At 73.7% G+C, this 16,333-nt stretch carries 9 protein-coding genes and 1 pseudogene; 9 read left to right on the forward strand and 1 reads right to left on the reverse strand.

The features are described from left to right. Window position 1 precedes the first annotated feature (1 nt). The 7 genes and pseudogenes from PYS65_RS33720 (at window position 2) to PYS65_RS33755 (ending at window position 10,109) form a co-directional block, all read left to right on the forward strand. Window positions 2-3,940, forward strand: a complete 3,939-nt coding sequence (locus tag PYS65_RS33720) for a DUF5682 family protein (protein WP_279337767.1) — start codon at window positions 2-4, stop codon at window positions 3,938-3,940. After that, entirely contained in the window at window positions 3,937-5,712 is a 1,776-nt protein-coding gene (locus tag PYS65_RS33725; RefSeq protein ID WP_279337768.1) for a hypothetical protein, read from the forward strand. Before PYS65_RS33720 ends, PYS65_RS33725 begins: the two co-directional genes overlap by 4 nt. A gap of 939 nt (window positions 5,713-6,651) precedes the next feature. Next, window positions 6,652-7,095 (forward strand): ribosomal maturation YjgA family protein, encoded by a 444-nt coding sequence (locus tag PYS65_RS33735; RefSeq protein WP_279337769.1) that lies wholly within the window; start codon window positions 6,652-6,654, stop codon window positions 7,093-7,095. A 282-nt stretch (window positions 7,096-7,377) separates the two neighbouring features. After that, window positions 7,378-8,259, forward strand: a pseudogene (locus tag PYS65_RS33740) (DMT family transporter); the annotation flags it as partial. A 307-nt stretch (window positions 8,260-8,566) separates the two neighbouring features. Further along, window positions 8,567-8,731: a 50S ribosomal protein L33 gene (rpmG, locus tag PYS65_RS33745; protein ID WP_279337770.1), complete on the forward strand. Its 165-nt coding sequence runs from the start codon at window positions 8,567-8,569 to the stop codon at window positions 8,729-8,731. A gap of 46 nt (window positions 8,732-8,777) precedes the next feature. Next, window positions 8,778-8,900 carry a type B 50S ribosomal protein L36 gene (gene ykgO / locus PYS65_RS33750; protein ID WP_019525784.1) on the forward strand — a complete coding sequence of 41 codons (123 nt, stop codon included), beginning with the start codon at window positions 8,778-8,780 and terminating at the stop codon, window positions 8,898-8,900. 144 nt (window positions 8,901-9,044) lie between these two features. Next, window positions 9,045-10,109, forward strand: a complete 1,065-nt coding sequence (locus tag PYS65_RS33755; RefSeq protein ID WP_279338161.1) for an NAD(+)/NADH kinase — start codon at window positions 9,045-9,047, stop codon at window positions 10,107-10,109. A gap of 9 nt (window positions 10,110-10,118) precedes the next feature. Here the strand turns inward: PYS65_RS33755 and PYS65_RS33760 are convergent, their stop codons facing one another. Then, window positions 10,119-10,580 (reverse strand): DoxX family protein, encoded by a 462-nt coding sequence (locus PYS65_RS33760; RefSeq protein WP_279337772.1) that lies wholly within the window; start codon window positions 10,578-10,580, stop codon window positions 10,119-10,121. Window positions 10,581-11,536: 956 nt separating this feature from the next. On the opposite strand from PYS65_RS33760, the gene PYS65_RS33770 reads away from it, so the two are divergent. After that, window positions 11,537-14,353 (forward strand): lectin, encoded by a 2,817-nt coding sequence (locus PYS65_RS33770; protein ID WP_279337773.1) that lies wholly within the window; start codon window positions 11,537-11,539, stop codon window positions 14,351-14,353. 17 nt (window positions 14,354-14,370) lie between these two features. Then, complete coding sequence (locus PYS65_RS33775; RefSeq protein ID WP_279337774.1) at window positions 14,371-16,137, forward strand: lectin; 1,767 nt, start codon at window positions 14,371-14,373, stop codon at window positions 16,135-16,137. Window positions 16,138-16,333 lie beyond the last annotated feature (196 nt).

Consider the following 16,333-nt stretch of genomic DNA (forward strand, 5'->3'; position numbering starts at 1 on the left):
CGTGTCCCTCTCCCACCGGGCCGCCCACGAGGGCCCGCCCGTCCCGCCCGACGAGGCGCTCGCCGCCCTCACCGGCCCGTCCGCGCCCTACCTCGTCGGCGTACGGCACCACGCGCCCTCCCTGGCCGCGGCCCTGCCCGCGCTGCTGGACGAGGCGAAGCCACAGGTGCTGCTCGTCGAACTGCCCGCCGAGATGCAGCAGTGGCTGCCCTGGCTGGGACACGAGGAGACACGGGCCCCGGTGGCGCTCGCCGCCGCCCCCGTCGACGGGGGCGGGGGCGGCGGGGGACCGGCGTTCTACCCGTTCGCCGACTTCTCGCCCGAACTGGCCGCCGTGCGCTGGGCCGCCCGGCACGACGTACCGGTGGTCGCCTGCGACCTGCCGCTCGCCGACCCCGCCTGGGCCGAGGGACGGCGGGCCGCCGCGACGGGGGCCGGCGGCCCCGGGCTCGCCACCGCGGTGCGTTCCCGCCTGACGGGCCGCCCGGGGGACGACCTGTGGGACCGGCTCGTGGAGGCGACCGCCCCCGGTTCCCCGCCCGAGGCGCTGCGCCGGGCCGCCCTGCTCACCGGGTGGGCCCTGCGGGAGGACGCGGCCGCCTCGGGCGGCGTGCCGGAACTGGACCTGCGGCGTGAGAGCTGGATGCGGGCCCGGCTCGCCGAAGCCACCGCACGGGGCGAGCGGGCCGCCGCGGTGGTGGGAGCCTTCCACGCCCCGGCGCTGCTGCGGCCGGACGCCGGCGAGGACACGGCACCGGACCGGGACCCGGGGAGGCCCGGGTGGACCACCTCGCTGATCCCGTACACCTACGCGCTCCTCGACGAGCGGTCCGGCTACCCGGCGGGCATCCGGGACCCCGAGTGGCAGGACATGGTCCTGCGCGCGGGGGGAGACCCGGAGGCACTCGAGGAGGCGCTGACCCGGGCGGCCGTACGCATCTGCGCCGAACTGCGCGGACTCGGACACCCCTCCGGACCCGCCGACGCACGGGAGATCAGCCGGCTCGCCTCGGACCTCGCCCGGCTGCGCGGCCTGCCCGCGGCCGGCCGGGGCGAACTGGTCGAGGCCGTACAGACGGTGCTCGCGCAGGGGGAGCCGTACGGGAGGGGACGGGCCGTGGCGCGGGCGATGGAACGCGTCCTCGTCGGCACCCGCAGCGGGCGCCCCGCCGCGCGGGCGCCGCGCAGCGGCCTCGCCCCCGCGGTCGAGGCCGAGGCGGCGCTGCTGGGCCTGCCCGGCCCGGAGACGGACGGCCACAGCCCCGGTCCCGCACGGGACCTGCGGCTGGACCCGCTGCGCTCCGACCTGGACCGGCGCCGTGAACTGCTGCTGCGCCGGCTGGCGGTGTGCGGGGTTCCCTACGGGGAGGCCAGGGAGGTCGTCGGCGCGGGCGGCGCCGAAGCCCGCACCTCCCGCTGGGAGGTGCGCTGGACACCCGCCACGGCGGCCGTGCTCACCGCGGCCGGCATCCGCGGAGTCACCGCCGCGCAGGCCGCCGAAGGCGTGCTGCGGGAACGGAGGCACCAGGAGCGCGACGAGGGCGGGCCGACGGCCGCGCAGGCCCTCGAAGGGCTCGTACAGGCGGCGGAGTGCGGCCTGAACGGGCTCGCGGACGAACGGCTCGGCGATGTCGCCGACGTCCTGCCAGGAGCCGGAACCCTGCCGGAACTCCTCGCCGGCCTGGCCCTGCTCGACCGGCTGCGGGCCGGTCATGTACCCGGCCTCGGCTGCGACACGGACCGTGAGGCCCGGGCGGCCGCCGTCGGGCAACTGCTCACCGCGGCGGCGGTACGGCAGGTGGACGGCCTGACCGGATCCGAGGACCTGGCCGACGCCCACGCCCTGCTCGAACTCGCCCACCGGGCCGACCTGCTGGGCGGCATCCGGCTCGCCGACGCCCTGGACCGCCTGTCCGCCGACGGCTCCCCGCTGATGCGCGGCGCCGCCGGAGCCGTCCGCGTCCTGCTCGGGCACGAGGACGCGCGGACCTTCGGCGACCGCGTGGCCTCCTGGATCGACGGGGCCACCGACCCCGACTCCCGTACCGCGCTCACCGCCCGGATCGGCGGACTGCTGTCCGCCGCGGGCCCGCTGCTGGAGACGGCGGAGCCCGCGCTGGAGCCCCTGCTCACCCGGGTGACCGAGCTGCCCGACCGGGAGTTCCTCGACCGGCTCCCCGCGCTGCGCGGCGGCTTCGACACCCTGAGCCCCGCGGCCCGCGACCGGCTCCTCGCCGCCGTCGACGAGCGCCTCGGCACCGCGCACATCGCCGACACCGACGGCGTCGACCCGGCCGCACTCGCCGCCTGGACCGCGGCGGACTTCACGGCCCGCGAGAGGCTGCGGTCACTGGGCCTGGTGACGGATCCCTCCCCGGCTCCGGCCGAAGACACCCCGCCGGACGGCACACCGCGGAACCCGGGGAGCGACGCCCCGCAGCAGCACACGCCGAGCGCTGTGCCACAGCCCCCGCCGGAGCCCGGACGGGCGCCCGAACCGGGTGTCACAACCCGCCCCGCAGCGGCTGCCGGCCCCGAACCGGACACCAGGCCCGGCCCCGCGGCGCGGCCGGGACCGCAAGGGACCGCCCGGCCTGGTGCGGAAGACACTGCGCATTCGCCCGGAACGGGCCCCGGGGCGGATGCGGTGTCCGAACCCGGGGTGCGTCCCACGGCGCCGTCCGGGACACGGGGCGCGGTGCCGTCGGGGCCGGCCGTCACGGCGCCACGAGGACAGGGGCGCGACGCGCGCACCGCACCGGGTGCCGTGGTGCGGCCCGGACCCGGGGGCGCCCTGGTGGGCGGGGTCCACCCGGCGGGGGCCGGGGACACCTTCCTTGCTCCCGCCGACCGCTGGCGCCTCCTCCTCGGCCGTCGTACCGACACGCTGCCGTCGTCCGCCGCGCCGCTCGCGACCGCGCTGGACGAGCTGTACGGCAGCGGACGCGGTGAGGGCAGCCGGGGCAGTCTCGCGGGCCGGGGAACCGGCGGGGGACGCCAGGCGCCGTATCCCGGGGTGCGGGAATGGTCGGAGGAACTGGCCGCGCTGTTCGGGCCGGGTATCCGCGAGGAGGTCCTGGCGGCGGCCGCCGCGTCCGGCCGCACCGACGTCCTCACCGAACTGGACGCGGACGCGGCGCGCCCCTCGGTGGACCTGCTGCGCACCGTACTGCGGCACGCGGGCGGCCTGCCCGAGGCCCGGCTGGCCGCACTGCGTCCGCTCGTACGGCGGTTGGTCGACGCGCTGGCCCGGCAACTGGCCACCCGGCTGCGCCCCGCCCTGCACGGCACGACCCTGCCCCGCCCCAGCAGACGGCCCGGCGGCGGCCTGGACCTGCCCCGCACCCTGCGGGCCAACCTCGCCACCGCGCGCCGCGGCCCGGACGGAACGGTACGGGTGATCCCCGAACGGCCGGTCTTCCGCACCCGGGGCCGCCGGGCCGCCGACTGGCGGCTGATCCTGGTCACGGACGTGTCGGGTTCCATGGAGGCGTCCACGGTGTGGGCCGCGCTGACCGCCTCGGTGCTGGCCGGGGTGCCGACCCTCTCCACCCACTTCCTGGCCTTCTCCACGGAGGTCATCGACCTCACCGGGCACGTGGACGATCCGCTGTCCCTGCTGCTGGAGGTCAGCGTCGGCGGCGGTACCCACATCGCCGCCGGCCTGCGGCACGCGCGTGAGCTCGTCACCGTGCCGTCCCGCACCCTCGTCGTGGTCGTCAGCGACTTCGAGGAGGGCTATCCGCTCGGCGGTCTGCTCGCCGAGGTCCGCGCGCTGGTCTCGGCCGGCTGCCACGTCCTGGGCTGCGCGAGCCTCGACGACACCGGCCGGCCCCGCTACTCCACGGGGGTCGCCGGTCGGCTCGTCGCCGCGGGCATGCCCGTCGCCGCCCTTAGTCCGCTCGAACTCGCCCGCTGGGTAGGGGAGAAGATCGCATGAGCCCGGACCTCCCTCCGGTCGTCCCGTCCGTCACCGCCGAACTCGTCGGGGCGCTCTCGGCCCGGCTCCGCAAGCGCCTCGACGCGGGCGTCACCAAGCTCCTGGCGCGTCCGGTCACCCGGGACGGCGACACCGTACGGATCTCCGTCGACGACGAGACCGACGTCGTCCTGCACGCACCCAGTGGAGCGGTCACCGGCGCGGACGCGATCCGCTGCGGATGTCTGCTGGCCCCCGCCTGCCTGCACCGCGCCGCGGCCGCCTCGGCGGCGCCGGTCGCCGACGGCACCGCGGACCGGGACCCGGATCCCGACGGGGCCACCGGCACCCGGGACGGGACGGCACAGGCGGACCGTCCGAACGCGGAGTCCGAACCCGAGACCGCGACCCCCGCCCAGCACGCCGCCGCCCGCGCGGTGTTCGACGCGGCCGCCGCCGTCCTGGAGGCCGGTACGGACGGCTCCGGTGCCGTGCTCCAGGCGGAGCTTCTGCACGCCGCGCACACCGCCCGCCTCGCGGGTCTCCCACGGGCCTGCGCCGCGGCCGTCTCCGTGGTGAGTGCGGTCCGGGCGGCCCGCACCGCCGACCCCGCCTACCGGCTCACCGGCCTCGCCGACGCGCTCGCCGGTGTCCTCGGCGTCGCCCACCGCCTCCCGCACGCCACCGGCCGCGAACTGACCGACCTGCGGGGCACGGCCCGGCAGCCGTACCGCCCCGACGGCTCCCTGCGCCTGTACGGGATCTTCTCCGAACCCGTCCTCACGGCCACCGGCTACGCGGGCGCGGTCACCTGGACCGCCGACGCCGACGGACGCCTGTACACGGTGTCCGACGTGGCACCCGGCGGACCCGCCCGGGCGACCGGCGCCGCCGACCGGGCCGTACGCATCGGCGACACCGCCCTGACCCACCGTGAACTGTCCCGTGCCGGGCTGGCCGTGTCCGGCGCCACCGTCTCCCCGGCCGGCCGCCTCGGCGCGGGCGCCGGCGTACGGGCGGTCCGCGCGTCCGGCGCGGCCTGGCGCGACGCACCGCTGGACCGGCTGTGGGCCGTGCCCCCCGCCGAACAAGTGACCCGGGCACTGAGCGGCGCGCAGGACCTGCTGTTCCTCGAGGTGACCCTCACCGGCACGGTGCGCGAGGCGACGGGCGACTGTCTGCTCGCCGACTGCGCGGGCGTGCCCCTGCGCCTGACCACCGCCCACGACGACCCCGCACTGCCCTGCCGCGACAACCTCCGCCTGCTCGCCGCCGCCGGTGGCAGCCGGCTGCGGATCGTCGCACGCCTGGTGCCCGGACCGCATCCCCGTGCCCTGCTGCTCGCCACCGAACACCCCACCGACCCCGCGGCCCGGGTGGACCTCGGCCTGGACCGCCTCCAGCACGCCGATCTGCCCCCTGGGGCCCTCGCGCCACCGGCCACGGACGCCGCCACCGGGGACGAGGCCCCGCTGCACCTGCTGCGCCGCCGCGTCCACCAGGCGGTGCCGGGGGGCCGCCGGGTCCTCACTCTCGCCGGGAACGCACCGGGCGATTCCGCCCGACTGCGCCGTCTCGGCCTCGCCACGGCGGCCGACCTCCTCGACGACCTCCACGCCGCCGCCGCGGACCGCGCCCGAGACACCTTCGGCCGTCTGCTCCCGGCCGACACGGGCCGCTTCGCCCGGTCCTGGCTCGCCGCGGCCGTCTACACCGACCTGGTCGAACAGGCACTGTGCGCCCACGCCTGGGGAGCCGCCGCCGACGAGGAGGCCCCACCGGCCAGGACCTGACCGACCCGGACCCGGACCCGGACCCGGACCCGGACCCGACCGATGGGGCCCACCGGCCCTCCCGCTCCCCGACACCCACAGTTCGGCCTCGGCTTCGGCTTCGGTGCTCTCCGGGCCAGGCCGACCGCGGTACGGGTCCGATGGGAACCACTCAGTGAACACGTCCCACCACAGATACCGGATGGCCTCCGGGACCGGCCCCGAAGCGGTGAACACCGCCCAGGTGCCGACCGGGACGGGCAGTACGGCCGCGCGCCCGGCTGCGCCCTCGCCGGGCCCCTCGCCGCCCCGGCCCCGCAACGAGGACGAGCAGGCGCGCGACTACGCCAAGGACACCCTGCCGCAGGCGCTGCCGCTGCCCCTGCGTGACCGCCCCGGCCACCCCGCAGCGGCCCGGCGCGAACTCGAACCCGTGAAGGCGGTCGTGCCGCTCGGGGCGGAACCCCGAGCGTCCACCGACCCGGAAGGCGAGGCCCCGCCTGTCCGGCGGACAGGGAACGCGACACGGACGGTACGGGAGCACCCTGCTCCTCCCGCAGCAGTGGCCGGTCGGCGAGGTCCCGCAGCAACTGCCGGTCGTGCCTCGTCGAGCAGCCCGAGCGCCGAGAGGGAGGCGGCCCACGCGGCGGACGTCAGGGTGCCGACGGTCTCGCCCACCACGGCGATCCGTGACCGGGCAGCGACAAGGTTTCCGGGGTGGTGTCGGGATTCAACGGATGCTCCGCAGCTCGCGGCGGAGCCGGGCAGCGGAGAAAGCCCCCGGCGGGAACCGGAACGGCGAGCACGGGTTCAGCAGGAAGGACGCCGCCGTCAGCGGGCGGAGCGGACCTTCCACGACCAGACAACCCCGTGCCGTACGGCCGGGCTGACAGGACCGGCTCCCTCGGCGCGTCCGGGTCACGGACCGGGGCAGCACGGGGCACCAGCAGAATGACGTCCATGGCATCCGACTTCCGAACCTCCGACGGCACCCAGGGCAATGCGATACGGAGGCGCCTCGCGGCGGCCGTGGCCGTGCCGGTCGTCATCGGCGCGGGACTGGGGCTCAGGGCCGTGGCGACGGGAGACGTGGCCAAGTACGGCGGGGACGCCCTGTACACCCTCCTGATGCTCGCCCTCGTCGTCCTGGTCGCACCACGGACGACGCCGCCGAGAGCCGCCGGAGTCGCGCTGGCCGTCAGCTGGGGCATCGAATTCCTGCAACTCACCGGGCTGCCGGCGGAGCTCGCACGGCACAGCACCGCCGCCCGTCTGGTCCTCGGTTCCACGTTCAACGCACCGGACCTGTTCTGGTACGCGGTCGGCGCGGCCGCCGGCTGGCTCGTGATGAGGGGATGCGCGGCACCGCGGCGGGACGCGTCACTTGACGAGACCGACGCCTGACCGCCTCCACGAGAAGCACCGCCATGCCCGCAGCGGCCCGCCACCGCCAGAGCGGCCGACGCAACCGACGCGGCCGGCACCGCGCCCGCCAGCCCCCCCACCCACCCGTACGAACGTCCTCCACGCGGAATGCCGGTCGCTGTCGTCACGGCCGCGAAGCCTTCCCTCCCCGTCGCCCCCGTCACGCACCCTCACAAGGGTGATGGAGTGTGCGCCCACCTGACGGGCGGGTCACCATGGCAAGGAGCGGGGGCCGTCTCGTCGTTCCGGAGGACTCCCACGGTGGACATCCTGCTGCCGGTCCTGTTCGCGGTGGGTGCAGCACTGAGCAACGCCCTCGCGACCGTCCTCCAGCGCAAGGCGGCCCTGGGCGTTCCACGCTCCGACAAGCTGCGGGCGGGACTCATGCTCGATCTGCTGCGGCGCCCCGTCTGGCTCATCGGCATCTCCGCCGTCATCACCGCGGCGGCCTGTCAGGCCGTGGCCCTCGCGACGGGACCGATGACGATCGTTCAGCCGCTCCTCGTACTGGAACTGCCGCTCGCCCTGGTCATCGCCACGCTGCTGCTCCAAGGGGGGCTCTCCCGCTCCGGCTGGGCGGCGGTGTGCGCCGTGGTGACAGGGCTCGCCGTGGCCCTGCTCGCTGCTTCACCGGCGGGAAACCGCACCCATGCGCCCATGGACCGATGGCTCCCGGCACTCGCCGTGTGCACCGCCCTGCTCGTCGGCCTCGTACTCACCGGACTCCGCAGGCCGGAGGGCCGGGGGCGTGCCGCGTGCTTCGGGCTGGCCACCGCCGTCTCGTACGCGGTGACGGCGGCGCTGATGAAGACATCGATGCACACACTCGACGACGGCGGTGTCACCGCCTTCCTCACCACTTGGCAGACCTACGGCTTCGCCCTCTTCGGCGCGGCCGCCCTGTTCTTCCTCGAGAACGCGATGCAGGCCGGACCACTCGTCACGTCCCAGCCCGCGATCACACTCGGTGACGCCGGTGTGAGCCTGGCCCTCGGAATCACGATCTACGCCGAGTACGTGCGCGGGGGCTGGTGGCTCCCGCTCCAACTGCTCGGTGTCGCACTCATCGTCGGGGGCGTGCTGGCCCTCTCGAAGCTGCCGCTCGCCCGTGCCCTGAGCAGCGAGGACCGGAAGCCGCCCCCCGCCGAGACACCGCGAGGTGCCACATGGCGTCCATGGCGCGCCGGTACGCGGAGCGGGTGCCGAGGCGGTCGGGCAGGTGCATCAGGACGAACCGGGCGTGGATCAGATGCCACGGCGACGGCCGCCGCGGCCAGAGTCCGGGCAGCTCCGGACATATCGCGTCCGCGCCCACGGCACGGTCCACCGACCAGGAACCCGGGCCGGTCATCGCCAGGACCAGCGCCAGGGCCCGTACCGGAATATCCCGCCCGCCGACGCCGTTCCACCCCCATGCCGGCATGCCCGAGTCAAGCGGAAGGAGCACCTCATGGCACGCAGCACAGCGCGGCCCGTCGTCAGGCTGAAGTCGGCAGCCGGTACGGGAGTCACCTACGTGACCCGTAAGAACCGTCTGAACGACCCCGACCGGCTCGTCCTGCGCAAGTACGATCCGGTCGCCGGAGAGCACGTCCTCTTCCGTGAGGAACGATGACACCCGCCTCCCTCGCCCTCGTGCAGTCCCGCGGAAGGAGACCGTGATGAAGGTACGCAAGTCCTTGCGCTCGCTGAAGTCCAGGCCCGGCGCCCAGGTGGTGCGCCGACGGGGCGTGACCTTCGTGATCAACAAGAAGGATCCGCGGTTCAAGGCCCGCCAGGGCTGACGAGCCACCGCACCACCCGGACGGCCCGGTACCGCGAGCGCGGTACCGGGCCGTCGCGGCGTGGTGCGGCGCCCGGTCGACGCGCGCCTGGCCAGGATGGAGCCCCACGCCCCGTCGGGGCGAGCGGACGTCCAGGAGGCGGAGATGGCGGTGGACCGGGTCGGCATGGTCGTACACGGCGGACGTCCCGAAGCCGCGGAGGCGGCCCGCACGGTCCGTGCATGGTGCGCCGAACATGCCGTCGCCTGCAAGGACATCGACGTGTGGAACGACGGCGAACGGCGCAGCGCCCGGCAGGAAGTGGCGGCGGCCGGCGACCCCGGCCTCGTCGTCACCCTCGGCGGGGACGGCACCTTTCTGCGCGGGGCCCGGCTCGCCGCCGCCATCGACGCGCTGGTCCTCGGTGTCGACCTAGGCCGCGTGGGTTTCCTGACCGAGGTACCCATGACCATGGTGCGTACGGCGCTGGACGCCGTGCACGACGACCGGCTCGACGTGGAGCAACGCATGCTGCTGACCATGCGTGCCTCGTGCCGCCTGGAGGTGCCCTCGGACATCGAGGCGCTCATGAGCTACGGCCGAGGCCCGCTCCTGCCCCCGACCGGCGTGCGCTCCGACTGCGAGACGGGCGGCGAGTGGGGCGTCCCGCTGGACGTGACCGCCCTCAACGACGTCGTACTGGAGAAACTCGCCAGGGACCGGCAGATCTCGGTCGGGGTCTACATCGCGGGCCGGCTGCTGGCCTCGTACTCCGCCGACGCGCTGCTGGTGGCCACGCCCACGGGCTCGACCGCCTACAGCTTCGCCGCCGGCGGCCCCGTGGTCTCGCCGGGCACCGAGGCACTGGTCTTCACACCGGTGGCACCGCACATGACGTTCAACCGGTCGGTCGTCGCCGCCCCGGACGAGCCCGTCGGGCTGCGGGTGCTGGAGCGCTCGGGCCGTGCCGCCGTCAGCATCGACGGCCAGCTCCGCGGCGTGATCGGCCCCGGTGACTGGATCGGCGTCTACGCCGCACCGCGCAGACTGCGTGCCGTACGGCTCGGCCCGATGGACTTCTACGGCCGCCTTCGTGACCGTATGAACCTCACCGACGCGCCTGCCGCGGTCGCCGACGGCACGCCCGCACCGCTCTGGCCGGTCCGCAGCGCGCCGCCGGGAGACCTGGCGCACCTCGCCCTGCCGGACGACCCGACGGCATCCGGGTGACGGGGCCCGTCACTCCCTGCCCCACCTGGGGACCTCCCGCGCCCCCGGGGACGCGGCACTCGGCGCGGACTGCCGGCGGAGCAGGCCCGTCAGCGTCAGGGAGCCCGGCCCGAAGAAGACCAGGAGAAGGAAACCCCAGCAGAACAATGCCGGGGCCAGGCCGCCGTTCTGCAGAGGAAAGGCACCGTCCTTCTGATGTTCGGTGAAGTAGGCGAAAGCCATGGCCCCCGAGCTGAGGAACGCCGCGCTGCGGGTCGCGACTCCGAGGAGAATGAGGGCACCGCAGACGAGCTCGATCACACCGGCGTACCAGAACGGCCAGTCACCCGTGGGGCTGGCCTGCCTGCCCAGTACACCGAAGAGCGTGGCGGCGCCCTCGCTGGTGAACAGCAGGCCGAGGACGATACGGAACAACCCCAGGACGAGAGGCTGGTGGCCGGCGAGCCGGTCGCTCAGTCGGTCGGTGCTCATCGCTGCGTACTCCTTGCACGATTGGTGCGACGCAAATGGGCCGCCCGGGTGAGCGGCCGTCTGTTCTCCTCTACGCGCGGGGTGCTCCGACGGTTCAGCCGACCAGCACACCGGCCGAAACCGCCTGCCGGAAGGGGACGAGATACCCGGACCATGTCGCCCCCCCCAAGCCGCATTCTGATGCTGTCATGACAGCCCCTTCCGTGTGATGACGACGGGAAGGCGACCGGGTGGCCGTGCGCGGCTCCTCGGCCAAGGCGGTTCTCACCACCGTCCTCCTGCCGGCGCCCGCTCCCGCGGACAACGGGACGGCGACACTCAGCACACGGGGCCGCCGGATCGTCGACGCGGACGGCGGCCGTTTCACACTGCGGCCCGGCAACTGGATTGGAACCAGAAGCACTTGGAACGGAACCGGCACCGGCAGCACGGACGCCGACCACCACACGGAGATACCGCTCGGCCTCGACCACGCCCCCATGCCCGAGAGCATCGCCGGCTTCCAGGAGAGCGGGATCAACAGCGTCCGGCGTGCTTCTCGGCTTCCCGGGAACCGCCTTGCCGGTACTGCTCTTCGCCGCTCCGGGCCCATCAGCGGGCCGGAGCCCTGCGAGGGCGCCCCGCGGCGGGCTGAGCAGTCGCTGGAAGTTCCCTGCGTGACTGTCCGCCCCCCGAAAGCCCCAGCATGACGACGCCGGCACTTTGTCTCACATGTGGAAGAAGACGAGGGATCGGACGCGAAAGGGGTTACGCGTTCGCGCGAGGCCCGCTAACTTCCTTGAAATGAACCGGTCATGAGCCCGTTCGGGTGAAGGGACCGGTGCTCGACGGCGCGACGGCGCGCGCCCGGACTCCTCACGGCAGGCCCTCGGGCCGCCGCAACCCCCATAGTCCTGGAGACTCCTGTGCGCACGAGATCGCTCGGACACAGACGTGTCCGTACGTTGCTGACAGCCATGGCCTGCGCGGTGGGCCTGGCTCTGCCCATGGGCCCCGCCGCAGCTGCCCCCGCGCCCGCCCCGGCCGGCGCGGGCGGCGCGGCCGAGGCCGCGGCAGCCGAAGACTTCCAACAGGTCACCCTCGCCAAGGGCGTCGCCGAAACGGGCGAACCCATGACCCTGGCCGTCCTGCCGGACCGCTCGGTGCTGCACACCTCGCGCGACGGCACCCTGCGTCGGACCGACGCGGCCGGCACCACCACCGTCGCGGGCACGCTGGACGTCTACAGCCATGACGAGGAAGGCCTGCAGGGCGTGGCCGTCGACCCCGCCTTCTCCGCCAACCGCTTCGTCTACCTCTACTACGCTCCCCGGTCGGCCACCCCGGCCGGCGACGCGCCCGCCGACGGAACGGCATCCGACTTCGCCCCGTTCGACGGCGTCAACCGGCTGTCCCGGTTCGTCCTCAAGTCCGACGGAACCCTGGACACCGGCAGCGAGAAGAAGATTCTCGACGTGCCCGCCTCCCGCGGCCTGTGCTGCCACGTCGGCGGCGACATCGACTTCGACGCGGCAGGCAACCTCTACCTGTCGACGGGCGACGACACCAACCCCTTCGCCTCGGACGGCTACACCCCCATCGACGAGCGCGCCTCGCGCAACCCCGCCTACGACGCCCAGCGTTCCTCGGGCAACACCAACGACCTGCGCGGCAAGATCCTGCGCATCAAGGTGAACCCCGACGCGACCTACAGCATCCCGGCGGGCAACCTCTTCGCACCCGGCACCGCCAGGACCCGGCCCGAGGTCTACGCGATGGGCTTCCGCAACCCCTTCCGGATGAGCGTGGACAAGGCCACGGGCACCGTCTACGTCGGTGACTACGGCCCCGACGCGGGCACCGCCAACGCCTCCCGCGGCCCCGCCGGACAGGTCGAGTTCAACCGGATCACCAAGGCCGGCAACTTCGGCTGGCCCTACTGCACCGGCAAGAACGACGCCTACGTCGACCACGACTTCGCCACCGGAACCACCGGGGCGACCTTCAACTGCGCGGCACCGAGGAATACTTCGCCGCGCAACACCGGACTGACCGAGCTGCCCCCCGCCCAGCCCGCCTGGATCCCCTACGACGGCGGTTCGGTCCCCGAGTTCGGCAACGGCTCCGAGTCGCCCATGGGCGGACCCGTCTACCGGTACGACGCGAACTCCACCTCCGAGGTGAAGTTCCCCGCCGAGTACGACGGCGACTTCTTCGCCGGCGAGTTCGGCCGCCGCTGGATCAAGCGGATCGAGACCGGCGGCGACGGGACCGTGCAGTCCATCAACTCCTTCCCCTGGAGCGGCACCCAGGTGATGGACATGGCCTTCGGCCCGGACGGCGCCCTCTACGTCCTGGACTACGGCACCGGCTACTTCAACGGCGACGCCAACTCGGCCCTGTACCGCATCGAGCACGTGACCGGCGGGCGAGCCCCGGTGGCCCAGGCCAAGGCGAACGTCACCTCCGGCGGGGCACCCCTCGCCGTCGCCTTCTCCTCGGCCGGCAGTTCGGACCCGGACGGCGACGCGCTCGGCTACGCCTGGGCCTTCGGCGACGGCGCCACCTCGACGGCCCCCGACCCGTCCCACACCTACACCACCAACGGCCAGTACACCGCGACACTGAAGGTCACCGACTCCACCGGCAAGTCCGCCACGGCCTCCGTCCAGATCACCGTCGGCAACACCGCCCCGACCGTACGGCTCGACACACCCACCGACGGACGGATCTACGACTTCGGCGCCGCCATCCCGTTCAAGGTGACGGTCACCGACCCCGAGGACGGCACGATCGACTGCGCCAGGGTGAAGGTCACCTTCATCATCGGTCACGACAGCCACGGACACCCGCAGACCTCGGCCACCGGCTGCACCGGCACCCTGCAGACCCTGGCGGACGGCGAACACGACCCCAACGCCAACATCTTCGGCGTCATCGACGCCGAATACACCGACAAGGGCGCGGGCGGACAGCCCGCGCTCACCGCCCACGACCAGCACATCACCCAGCCCAGCCACCGCCAGGCCGAGCACTACGGCGACTCCGCGGGCGTCCAGGTCATCAACCACACGCCCGCGCACGGCGGCAAGACGGTCGGCGAGATCCACAACGGCGACTGGATCTCCTTCACGCCCTACAGCCTCGACAACGCCACCGGCTTCACCGCCCGGGTCTCCTCGGGCGGCAGCGGCGGCACCCTCGAGGTCCGCGCCGGCTCCCCCGCCGGCACCCTGCTCGGCACGGCCACCGTGCCGGTCACCGGCGGCTGGGAGACCTTCCAGGACGTCACTACGTCCCTGACCGGCCGGCCGGCCGGCTCCACCACCCTGTACCTCGTCTTCAAGGGCGGCAGCGGCGCCCTGTTCGACGTCGACGAGTTCTCCTTCACCACCTCCACCGGCGGAGGCCCCCGTACGGGTGAGGTGAGGGGGGTGAACGGCAAGTGTCTGGATGTGGACAACGCGGGCACGGCGGACGGTACGGGTGTGCAGGTCTGGACGTGCAACACGTCGGCCGCGCAGCGGTGGACGGTCGCCGATGACGGCACGCTGCGGGCGCTCGGCAAGTGTCTGGACGTCTCCGGTGGGGGGAGTGCGGACGGCAGCCGGGTCCAGTTGTGGACGTGCAACGGCACGGGTGCGCAGAAGTGGGCGGCCCAGCCGGACGGGACGGTCCGCAATCCGCAGTCGGGCAAGTGTCTGGACGCCTCGGGCGGTACGTGGAACGACGGGACGCCGGTCCATCTGTGGACCTGCCACACCGGACCCAACCAGAAATGGACCCTGCCGTAGAAAGGAGGCGACCCACCATGCGTACCCCGCTCAAGACGGCGCTCAGCCTGTGTGCCGGCGCCCTGCTCTGCCTGACCCCCCAGGCCGCGGCCCCCTCCGCTGCCGCACCCGCCTTCGACCACGCCGCGCACGCCCCGGACCGTACGGTCACCACCACGGCCGACCCGGCGTACGAGATCCTCGTCTTCTCCCGTACGGCGGGCTTCCGCCACTCCTCGATCGACGAGGGCATCGCGGCCCTGCGCGACCTCGGGGCGGCGAACAACTTCACCGTCACCGCCACCGAGGACCCGACGGCCTTCACCACCGCCCACCTGGCCCGGTACCGGACCGTGGTCTTCCTGTCGACCACGGGCGACGTCCTCGGTCCCACCCAACAGACCGCCTTCGAGCAGTACTTGGGCGCGGGCGGCGGCTACGTCGGTATCCACGCCGCCGCCGACACCGAGTACGACTGGCCCTTCTACGAGGGACTGGCCGGCGCCCTCTTCCAGTCCCACCCCGCCATCCAGCCCGCGACCGTCAAGGTCGAGGACCGGGCGCACGACGCCACCGCGCACCTGGGCCGCACCTGGCAGCGCACCGACGAGTGGTACAACTACCGCACCAACCCCCGCACCACCGCCCACGTCCTGGCATCGCTGGACGAGTCCAGCTACTCCGGCGGCACCATGTCCGGCGACCACCCGATCGCCTGGTGCAAGGACTACGCCGGTGGCCGCGCCTTCTACACCGGCGGCGGCCACACCGAGGAGTCCTACGCCGACCCCGCCTTCCGCAGGCATCTGCTCGGAGGGATCCGCTGGGCCGCCGGCACCACCCAGGCCGACTGCCGCCCGGAGACCGGCTACACGCCCCTGTTCGACGGCACCTCCACGACCGGCTGGAAGCAGGCGGGCCCCGGCGGCTTCACCCTGGCCGACGGCACCCTCACCTCGCACGGCGGACTGGGCCTGCTCTGGTACAACGCGAAGGAGTTCACCGGCGACTACTCGCTGAAGCTGGACTGGAAACTGAGCGGTGACGACAACTCCGGTGTCTTCGTGGGCTTCCCGGCGTCCGACGACCCGTGGTCGGCGGTGGACAACGGCTACGAGATCCAGATCGACGCCACCGACGCGGCCGACCGCACCACGGGAGCGGTGTACGGATTCCGCTCCGCCGACCTGGCCGCACGCGACGTCGCGCTGAACCCGCCGGGGGAGTGGAACACGTACGAGATCCGCGTCACCGGAGAGCGGCTCGAGATCTTCCTCAACGGCCGGAAGATCAACGACTTCACCAACACGGACCCGGCGCGCAGCCTGAAGCAGGGCCACATCGGACTCCAGAACCACGGCGACGGCGACGAGGCGTCCTTCCGCAACATCCGGATCAAACAGTCCGGATCACCGTCCGATCCCCGTACGGGTGAGGTGAGGGGGGTGAACGGCAAGTGTCTGGATGTGGACAACGCGGGCACGGCGGACGGTACGGGTGTGCAGGTCTGGACGTGCAACACGTCGGCCGCGCAGCGGTGGACGGTCGCCGATGACGGCACGCTGCGGGCGCTCGGCAAGTGTCTGGACGTCTCCGGTGGGGGGAGTGCGGACGGCAGCCGGGTCCAGTTGTGGACGTGCAACGGCACGGGTGCGCAGAAGTGGGCGGCCCAGCCGGACGGGACGGTCCGCAATCCGCAGTCGGGCAAGTGTTTGGACGCCTCGGGCGGTACGTGGAACGACGGGACGCCGGTCCATCTGTGGACCTGCCACACCGGACCCAACCAGAAATGGACCCTCCCCTGACGCGGGGCTCCTCCGGTGGTGTGTCGGCGTCGGACCGCTGATGCCCACCGGGCGGCACGGAGCCCACGGCTGAGCCCGACAGGCCCGGCGCACCGCCCTTCTCGGCGGTGCGCCGGGCCTGTCGGCCACGCAACGTGAACACGCGCTGTCCATGATCGTGAGGGAACTTCAAGGCGGTGTTCGCCCTTACCGAGGT

The organism is Streptomyces cathayae, assembly GCF_029760955.1.
GTDB classification, from domain to species: domain Bacteria; phylum Actinomycetota; class Actinomycetes; order Streptomycetales; family Streptomycetaceae; genus Streptomyces; species Streptomyces cathayae.